Annotated in this window: 9 protein-coding genes; 7 read left to right on the top strand and 2 right to left on the bottom strand. The window is 65.6% G+C overall.

Features of this window, described 5'->3' with window-relative positions; all coding sequences use genetic code 11:
• The coding region (locus ACTIAO_RS12165; protein ID WP_441906484.1) for an IS256 family transposase at nucleotides 1-917 on the top strand (917 nt) is incomplete at its 5' end.
• A gap of 287 nt (nucleotides 918-1,204) precedes the next feature.
• Here the strand turns inward: ACTIAO_RS12165 and ACTIAO_RS12160 are convergent.
• Both ACTIAO_RS12160 and ACTIAO_RS12155 read right to left on the bottom strand, forming a co-directional pair.
• On the bottom strand, nucleotides 1,205-2,344 hold the full coding sequence (locus ACTIAO_RS12160) for an alpha/beta hydrolase (protein WP_441883024.1): 1,140 nt from the start codon (nucleotides 2,342-2,344) through the stop codon (nucleotides 1,205-1,207).
• A 111-nt stretch (nucleotides 2,345-2,455) separates the two neighbouring features.
• Nucleotides 2,456-3,115, bottom strand: a complete 660-nt coding sequence (locus ACTIAO_RS12155) for a TetR/AcrR family transcriptional regulator (protein WP_441883022.1) — start codon at nucleotides 3,113-3,115, stop codon at nucleotides 2,456-2,458.
• Between the two features lie 55 nt (nucleotides 3,116-3,170).
• On the opposite strand from ACTIAO_RS12155, the gene ACTIAO_RS12150 reads away from it, so the two are divergent.
• The 6 genes from ACTIAO_RS12150 (at nucleotide 3,171) to ACTIAO_RS12125 (ending at nucleotide 9,151) form a co-directional block, all read left to right on the top strand.
• A complete protein-coding gene (locus tag ACTIAO_RS12150; protein ID WP_441906483.1) occupies nucleotides 3,171-4,577 on the top strand; it encodes a flavin monoamine oxidase family protein in 1,407 nt (468 codons plus the stop codon).
• Between the two features lie 21 nt (nucleotides 4,578-4,598).
• A complete protein-coding gene (locus ACTIAO_RS12145) occupies nucleotides 4,599-5,033 on the top strand; it encodes a hypothetical protein (protein ID WP_441883018.1) in 435 nt (144 codons plus the stop codon).
• A gap of 51 nt (nucleotides 5,034-5,084) precedes the next feature.
• On the top strand, nucleotides 5,085-6,002 hold the full coding sequence (locus ACTIAO_RS12140; protein ID WP_441883016.1) for an alpha/beta hydrolase fold domain-containing protein: 918 nt from the start codon (nucleotides 5,085-5,087) through the stop codon (nucleotides 6,000-6,002).
• Nucleotides 6,003-6,138: 136 nt separating this feature from the next.
• Nucleotides 6,139-7,029: a carbohydrate kinase family protein gene (locus ACTIAO_RS12135; protein WP_441906482.1), complete on the top strand. Its 891-nt coding sequence runs from the start codon at nucleotides 6,139-6,141 to the stop codon at nucleotides 7,027-7,029.
• The gene (locus tag ACTIAO_RS12130; RefSeq protein ID WP_441906481.1) at nucleotides 7,026-7,682 is read left to right on the top strand and encodes a class II aldolase/adducin family protein; all 657 of its coding nucleotides are present in this window, start codon (nucleotides 7,026-7,028) and stop codon (nucleotides 7,680-7,682) included. Before ACTIAO_RS12135 ends, ACTIAO_RS12130 begins: the two co-directional genes overlap by 4 nt.
• A gap of 11 nt (nucleotides 7,683-7,693) precedes the next feature.
• On the top strand, nucleotides 7,694-9,151 hold the full coding sequence (locus tag ACTIAO_RS12125; RefSeq protein ID WP_441883011.1) for an aldehyde dehydrogenase family protein: 1,458 nt from the start codon (nucleotides 7,694-7,696) through the stop codon (nucleotides 9,149-9,151).
• Nucleotides 9,152-9,189 lie beyond the last annotated feature (38 nt).

Below are 9,189 nucleotides of genomic sequence, written 5' to 3'. Positions count from 1 at the left end.
GGCGCCTGACCGGCGTCGATGAGATCGTGCTGTCGTTGACCGCGCGGGGGCTGACGACCGGCGAGGTCGCGGCGCACTTCGACGATGTCTACGGGGCGTCGGTGTCGAAGGACACGATCTCGAGGATCACCGACAAGGTCATCGAGGAGATGACCGAATGGCAGAACCGTCCGCTGGATCGCGTCTACCCGGTGGTGTTCATCGATGCTCTGGTGGTGAAGGTCCGAGACGGGCAGGTGCGGAACAAGCCGTTCTATATCGCCGTGGGCGTTACTGTGAACGGGGAACGCGACATCCTCGGGATCTGGGCCGGCGACGGCGGCGAGGGCGCGAAGTTCTGGCTCGGTGTGCTCACCGAGATCAAGAACCGTGGCGCCGAGGACGTGTGCATCGTCGTCTGTGACGGGCTGAAGGGTCTGCCGGAATCGATCAACACCGCCTGGCCGCTCGCGACGGTGCAGACCTGCATCATCCATCTGATCCGCAACACGTTCCGGTTCGCGTCCCGCCACTACTGGGAAGAGATGGGCAAGGACCTGCGTCCTGTCTACACGGCGCCGACCGAAGCGGCCGCTCGTGAGCGATTCGTGGAGTTCGACGCGAAATGGGGTCAACAGTATCCGGCGATCAGCAAGCTCTGGCAGAACGCCTGGTCCGAGTTCGTGCCGTTCCTGGACTGGGACGTGGAAATCCGCCGGATCATCTGCAGCACGAACGCGATCGAGTCACTCAACGCCCGGTACCGCAGAGCAGTCCGGGCGCGCGGGCACTTCCCGAACGACGCCGCCGCGCTGAAATGCCTCTACCTCGTAACCCGCTCGCTTGACCCGACCGGGCGCGGCAGGGCACGCTGGGCGACGAGATGGAAGCCGGCGCTGAACGCGTTCGCGATCGCATTCGAAGGCCGAATCAACTAATGAACGCCAAACCAGATCCACCGTTTATCGGACACACCCGTTGGCAACGGCGCGGGTGAAGCGCGGGATCGTTTCGGTAGAGACCGCGGCATAGCTGTTACAAAGTCGACGTTGTCCGTAACGGCCGCGGTTGGAGTGCGTCACCGTGACGGACTCGCGCACGTACGCCGACCGCGGATGATCCGATAACGGTTGTTGCCTCGATGAGACGGACAACGGACAGGTCGAGCCGTTTGCTCTCAATGAGCGTCGCTCGCTGTTTGTGACGCCGCGACCCAACCTCACGACTACTTCGGGGGCGCTAGCGCGGTCACCGTTTCGTCAGTGCTGGGGATAAAACGGGGCAACGGTCGGGCAGCGGCTTGCGCGGCTACGCCTTGAAACGCCTTAAGTACAGCGCGAGCGGCATGCAACACCGCGTCGTGCGCGGCACCGCTGACGAGACAGGCGTTGACGAAACCATGAATCTGACCGGCGTGCACCACCGTCTCGACAGGGACATTCGCCTGCCGCAGCCTGTCCGCGTAGGCGAGGCCTTCGTCGCGCAGCGGATCGAACCCGGAGACGACAACGTACGCTGGGGCGACGCCGGTGAGGTCGTCCGCCAGGAGTGGGGAAACACGGGGATCCGTCGCGGAGCCGGCTCCACGCAGGTAGTGATCGGTGTACCAGTCCATCTGCGCCTCGGTCAGGAAGTACCCCTCGCCGAACAGCAGGTACGAGTTCGATTTCTGGCTGAGGTCTGTAACCGGCATGAACAGGAGTTGGAACATCGGCCCGCCTTCGGGGTCGTCGCGAGTGTCAAGGGAGACTACAGCGGAGATGTTGCCCCCGGCGCTCTCGCCACCCACGGCAACGTGTCGGGCATCGGTGCCGAACGACGAGGCGTGGTCGCGGACCCACCGGAAGGCATCAACGCTGTCGTTGACGCCGGAGGGGAACGGGTTCTCGGGGGCGAGGCGATAGTCGACGGAGACGACTACCATGCCCGTCGTCTTCGCGATCGTCGCGCACACCGAGTCTGCGGTGTCGAGTGAGCCAACGACCCAGCCACCACCGTGGAAGTACACGAGCACACCGGGAGGCGTCGTTAAGGTACCGCCGCGCGGCGTGTATACGCGCGCGGGGATGCTCCCGTCGCGGGTGGGAATCGAGATCTGCTCGCGGACCAGGCCGCGACTGCGGCCGGAGAACGTCCAGGCGTCGACCTCGATGAACTCGCGCGCCTTGTCGAGGGGAAACCTCTCGAAGGTCGCGGCCGGTCCGCCGTTGAGCATTCGCAGCGCCACGTGCGTCATCGGATCGAGCTCTTGGCCGTCAACGATATGTGGTTGCCCTTGCAACCGTCGCACTATCGCCTGGGGCGCCCTGCTCATCGTGCGGGCCGCGATCCGCGTTCCGTGATCGCGCAATGTCGCCTTCACCATATGTTCTCCTCCATGTCGCCCGGACGGAAGCCCGGGTCTTAGAGGATCAGTTTCCAGCACATATGTGCGATGATCTATTGCAATCACGTTACGTTTTCGTAACGAGCCCCGTTAGTCACCAGTCTGCTTGGACATATGTCCAATCACGGTAGTAACTTGTTCTGAGCGGCTCTCGGTGAACGGCAAAGTCGCGAAGCCTGCCAGGAGCGCACGGAGCGCTCGGGCGACGATCTCGAAGTGGTCAGGATGGGGGTCAGCAAGATGATGCAGTGCGAATCCGTCGATCATCGCCACTGCGGCCTCCGCCGCACGCTCGTCATGCAGTCCGGCCGCAGAGAGAACTTCGTGTGCGAGCGTGCGGGTCATGCGGACGAATTCCGCGACACGAGGTTGAAGCTCAGGGCGCCGGGAAGCGAACAAGTAGGCCTCGAACTGCGCGATGGTGCTCGCATCCCGATTACCTCGGAGGTATTCGATGAACTCGTCGATCACGGCGGGGCCGTCGTAGTCCTGCGACTGCACGCGCTCGCGGAAGACCGCGAGCCGCTCCATCTCAGTTGCGAGCGCATCGCTGACCGCTTCGCCGATCATGTCGTCGAGCGAGTCAAAGAAGTAGGTCGTAGAGGAGGCCGACACGCCTGCTTCGGTGGCCACCGCGCGATGCGTCACGCCTGCGAGCCCGCGCTCGGCCATCACCCGGATCGTCGCTTCCAGGAGGAGCGACTTACGTTGCTTGCCACGCTCTCTCGTCGCCCGACTGTCGTTGCTCATGCAGCCACGATAACCCGGCATGAGATCCACCCACCGCCCGAAAGAGGAGACCACATTGAGCCAGACCACGTCGGAACGGATCCAATCGACATCGTCGCCCGTGATTGAGACCGACGTCGATGTCATCGTCATCGGTGCCGGACTCGCCGGGCTGACCGCCGCTCGACGACTCGTACAATTTGGGCACACGGTTCGTCTCTTCGAAGCCGACGACCGCGTCGGCGGTAGGGCCCTGTCGGCGGAGGCCGGCGGTGTGCACATTGACCTCGGCGGCACGTTCGTCGGCCGGACCCAAGACCGAATCATGGCGTTGGCTGACGAAGTCGGCGTCCGGCGTTACGCGACCTACGACTCGGGTGACAACGTGATTCGCTGGCGCCAGAGTCTGCGCCGCTATTCGGGTACCGTCCCCCCGATGGGCGCCGCGCTCCTCGATGTCGGTCGCATCCAGTTGCAGATCAACCGGATCGCAGAGACCATTCCGCTCGGTCGCCCGTGGGAAGCACCGCGCGCCGCGGAGCTTGATTCCCTCAGCCTCGGCAGTTGGCTCGAACGGAACCGCGCATCGCACACGGCCCGTGACCTGATCGCCCTGGCATGCCGAACCACGTGGGGCTGCGAGCCCTCCGAACTGTCCATGCTCCACGCGGCCCACTACATCCACCAGGCCGGCGGGTTGGCTTCCATGCTCGACACCGCGGGCGGTGCACAGGAAGAGCACTTCGTCGAGGGCACCCACGCGGTTGCCCTACGCGTGGCCGCCGAGCTCGGCGACCTTGTCACGCTCAGCACTCCGGTGCGCAAGATCGACTGGTCCGGGCCGGGCGCAATCGTCACAACCGACAAAGGGCAGACCCGCGCCCGGCAGGTCATCGTCGCCGTGCCGCCAGCGCTGCGTCGACGTATCGAGTTCACTCCGCTCCTGCCGCCCCGCTATGAGCAACTGTCGCAGCGCTGGGCGCAGGGCGTGCTGTCCAAGGCCTACGCCATCTACGAGGAACCGTTCTGGCGCCGCAACGGTCTGAGCGGACAGGGACTGTCCGATCGAGGGCCCGCCTTCATTACCTTCGACGCCAGCCCTGAGGATGCCAGCCGCGGCGTGCTCCTCGGCTTCATCGGCGGCATCTTCGGGCAGGAATGGGATCACCTCGATGAGCCCGAGCGGCGGGCACGCGCGCTAGCGTCTTTCGCCGACCTGTTTGGCCCTGCCGCGCTGCGCCCGATCGCCTACATCGACCAGCGTTGGGGATCCGAGATCTGGACCGGCGGCGGCCCGACCGCCGCTCCGGGGCCAGGAACCGTCCTCCCGTATGCGCGCTACCTCACTGAGCCGATCGGCCCCATCCGCTGGGCAGGCACCGAGACCTCGGACCGCTGGTCCGGCTTCCTCGACGGTGCCGTTCGCTCCGGCGAACGCTCGGCACGCGATGCGCACGCGACTCTCGCACTGACCGCACACTGACCACCTCGAAAGGACACGCCCATGGCATGGCGCGCCTCATACTCGCAGCTGACCACCGCAAGCCCCGAAGCAGTCTGGCGACGCTGGACGACACCCTCCGCCTGGGCGGAGGACGACCCAGCTCTCGCCTCCGCGGAGTTCGCTTACCCTCCGACGGTGGGCACCACTGGGTGGGTGAAGAACGTCGGATCGCCCCGACAGCGCATCGTTTTCACGGTGCTCGATGAGAACGCGGCAATGAACTTCAGGGTCACCCTGCCCGGCGCCGTGCTCACCTTCCCGCACGACATGCGCGCCACTGCCGAGGGGCTCGTCGTGACGCACAACGTACAGCTCGATGGCCCCCTCTCGCGTCTGTATGCGCTGATCATCGGGCGCGGGATCGCGCGGGGCCTTCCCGCCGTGGTCCGCCTCGTCACCGAGGCGGCGCTGCGGTCAGAGAATGGCAAGAAGTAGCGCGCCTCCTTGCAGAAATCGTCGTCGAACACCGTCCCCGGGATAGCGTCCATGACCTCGCTTCCGCGACGCCAGTCGCTCCTCCTGCGCATCGCCCGGATCGTGCTGCGTACACGTGGGGTGAAGCGAGCGCTGTCTTCACCGGGTCTTGCCGAGATCGACCGGTTGCGAAACGTTGCGGCTGGTCCGGCGCAGCCGCGTGCCCGCGTAGCGCGCGCGTTCGAAATCGAACGGATCGACGACGGCGGGCTCGCCGTCTTCCGGATGGCGCCCCGAAGCGGCGCGACCCGGAACACGCTTGTATATCTCCCGGGGGGCGGCTACATCAATCCGATGGTCGCCGAGCATTGGGACCTCATCGCCGCGCTCGTCACACGCACCGGTGCGACGGTGTACGTCCCGCAGTACGCCCTCGCACCCGCCGGGACTGCGGACACCGAGATCCCCCGTATCGCGCGGTTCCTCGCCAAGCTCGCCACCGACATCCCGGATCCGGCGCGCCTCTGGCTCGCGGGTGACTCCGCAGGAGGCGGCCTGGCGACCGCCGCAGCGATCCATTTGCGGCAGATCGGAGGTCCCGCGCTCCAGCACCTAGTGCTGTTCTCCCCCTGGCTCGATGTCGAGCTTGCTAATCCCGCCATCCGTGCCTTCGCGCGGCGCGACCCGAGTCTGGCAGTTCCCGGCTTACGCTACGCGGGCAAACTCTGGGCCGGCGACCGCGCAACATCCTCGCCGCTCGTAAGCCCAGTCCACGCCGACCTGTCGCTCCTGCCACCTACGACACTCGTTATCGGCACCTCGGACATCTTCCTGCCGGACAGCAGGAAGTTCGCCGCAATGGCCCGCGAAGCTGGCGCCGACATCGAATTTATCGAGGTGAACGGCGGCTTTCACGTCTTCGTCGGTGCGCCCTTCATCCCCGAGTCCCGTGCCACTCTCGACCTGATTGCGGCCCAATTGACGGGGTGACTCCTGCACGGTGGCACCTTCTACCCCCCTTTCTTTGTCCGCCCGAACCACTTTCAGCACACACGACATCTCTCATATCCCACGGAGGCCAATGATGGTAGACGCACGACCCCGTATCCTGACGCTCGGTGCACACGTGTTGGACACAATCGTCCATCCCGTCGACAGCATCCCCGAAGGGCAGGGCTCCCTCTTGGTGGAGGAGATCAAGATCTCTCCAGCCGGGTCCGCCGGAGGCACAGCTGTGGTGCTGGCGAAGCTGGGCGCGCATATTCAGTCCGTGGGTGCGGTCGGCAACGACACGGCTGGACCGCTGCTCAAGCAACTGCTCGCCGCCGAAGGCGTGGACGTCACGCATCTGCGGGAGACGGAGCTGCCGACCTCTGCTTCCGTGTTACCGATCCGCAGTGATGGCTCGCGCCCTGCGCTACACGTTGTCGGTGCGAACGCGTTTGCGGCCGACGAGGTGCCGTGGGACGCGGTCGAAGCTTCTGACCACGTTCACATCGGCGCTCCCGAACTGCTCGGCCCCGAGAATGTGACCGAGATCTTGCAGCGCGCCAGGGAGCACGGGGCGACAACCTCGCTCGATTTCCTCGTTGGTGGTGATCCGGCGTTCGCCCCGCTGATCCTGCCACTGCTGCCATACACCGACTACGTGCTGCCAAATGCCGAGCAGGCCATCGGATGGACCGAATCGGCCACGCTGCACGTCGCGGCGCGCGCGCTGGGTGCTGCGGGCGCTCGTTGCGTCGCCATCACGAATGGCGGCGACGACATCGTCGTGTTCGAGGATGGTGCCGTGATCGAGGTGCCGATTTTCAAGGCCGAGGTTGTCGACACCAGCGGTGGCGGAGATGCGTTCTCTGCCGGGTTTATCCTCGCCAAGTTGCGTGGCCGGAACTCGCAGGAGGCCGCGCGCTTCGGTTCGGCTACGGCCGCGCAGGTCGTCGCCGGCGTGGGAACTGACCACGGCGACTACACGGAAGAGTCGATCACTGCCCTCCTGAACGAGACGCAGCGATGACCGGGTCATATGACGAGGTGCGCGAGCAGATCGTTGCCTCCTGCCGCGGCCTTGCCGCGTCCGGCCTCGTCAAAGGAACCGCCGGCAACGTCAGCGTCCGCGTCGACGGGGGCATCGCCATCACCGCAACCGGCGTCGTGTTCGCCGAGGCGACGGCAGATGACGTCGTGATCGTAGACGACAGCGGCGAGGTCGTCATCGGCGCACTCGTGCCGAGCTCGGAGCTCGGCCTGCATGCCGCCGCTTACCAGGATGATGCGGTGGGCTCGGTTGTCCACACGCACGCTCCGGGAAGCGTTGCCGTCTCGCTGGTGTCGGATCGTCTCCCGTGTGTCCACTATCAGCAGCTGACGTTCGGTGGTGAAGTCGCGGTGGTCCCGTTCTCGGTGTTCGGATCGGCGAAGCTCGCCGAGGACGCGGCGGCTGCGCTCTCCGAGGCCAACGCGGTGATCCTGGCTCACCATGGCGCGGTTACCACGGGAAGTACCCTCGCGGACGCCGTGGCCAACACTTTGTTGCTCGAGTGGGCGTGCGATATCTACCTGCGTGCTCGACCGATCGGCACCCCGGCGGAGTTGACCCCCGAGCAGCAAGCGGACGTCATCATGGCCGTTGTGACCAGCGGGTACGGCACGAAGCGACAGGCCGAGTGATGGGTATCGCTGTGACCGAGCCCACCTTCGACTCGTTGAGTCCCCTGGATGGCCGGGTGGTCGGCACCTTCCCGATCCATGACAGTGAGGATGTCCAAAAAGTCGTCGAGCGCGCTCGCACGGCCGCACCGGAGTGGCGCACCCTGGGCTTCCCCGGGCGGCGATCGATCCTGGTGGCCTGGCGTCGCTACGTCGCTCGTCACGCCGCGGAGCTCGCTGGTGTCATGCGCGCGGAGACTGGAAAGCCACTGGGCGATGCGCAGCTAGAGATCCTCCTGGCGCTCGACCACATCGGCTGGGCGGCGAAGAACGCCGAGCGCGTGCTCGGACGGCGCCGCGTGCCGTCCGGGATTCTGATGCTCAATCAGGAGTCCTCGGTGGAACGCGTTCCGTTTGGCGTGGTCGGTGTCATCGGTCCTTGGAACTACCCGGTGTTCACGCCGCTCGGGTCGATCACGTATGCGCTTGCGGCCGGGAACACGGTGGTGTTTAAGCCAAGCGAGTACACTCCCGCGGTCGGGCAGTGGCTCGCCCGCTCGTTCGCCGAGGTAGGAGGCGATCCGTCGGTGTTCCAGCTGGTAACGGGCTTCGGTGCCACCGGATCCGCCCTGTGCCGAGCCGGCGTGGGCAAGATCGCCTTCACGGGATCGACCGCGACCGGCAAGGTGGTCATGGCCGCGTGCGCGGAATCGCTCACCCCCGTTGTCATCGAAGCGGGCGGCAAGGATGCGCTGCTTGTCGATGAGGACGCCGATCTCGATGCTGCAGCAGAAGCTGCGGTTTGGGGAGCATACTCGAATGCCGGGCAGACCTGTATCGGCATCGAGCGCGTCTACGTGCACGAACGTGTCTACGACCAGTTCATGAAGAAGACTACGGCTCGCGTGCGCGAGATCCGCGCTGGCACCGATGAGAAGGCGACGCTCGGGCCGATCACGATGCCCAAGCAGACGGCCATCATCCGAGACCATATCGCGGACGCGGTCTCGTCCGGCGGTACGCTCGTCCTGGGCGGCGCGCCCGAGCGTGGCGTCGTGTTCCCGCCGACGCTCCTGCGCGATGTGCCTGAGTTCTCCGATGCCGTGCGTGAGGAGACTTTCGGTCCCACACTGGTTGTCAATCGCGTTGCCACGATGGATGAGGCGGTCGAGCGTGCCAACGCGGTGCGGTACGGGCTGTCGGGCTCGGTCTTCTCGCGCAAGCACGGCAGGGATCTGGCCTCGCGCATCCGGGGCGGGATGATTGCGATCAATTCCGTGATCTCGTTCGCCGCTGTTCCCGGGCTCCCCTTCGGGGGCGTGGGTGACTCAGGATTCGGACGCATCCACGGTGACGACGGTCTGCGCGAGTTCACCTATCCGAAGGCGATAACGCGCCAGCGCTTCCCGCTGCTCACGCTCACGTCGATGCGACGTTCCGGCCGTGTCGACCGCTTGGTCGGTCGCATCATCCGCCTCCTTTTCGGCTGATCGAACACACGAAGGAGGCACCGCGGGCAAGGGTCCCG

Source organism: Microbacterium sp. (assembly GCF_052099035.1).
In the GTDB taxonomy this organism is placed as follows: domain Bacteria; phylum Actinomycetota; class Actinomycetes; order Actinomycetales; family Microbacteriaceae; genus Microbacterium.
Note: the sequence above shows the minus strand (reverse complement) of the source record. Positions and strands in the feature narration are given on the sequence as shown.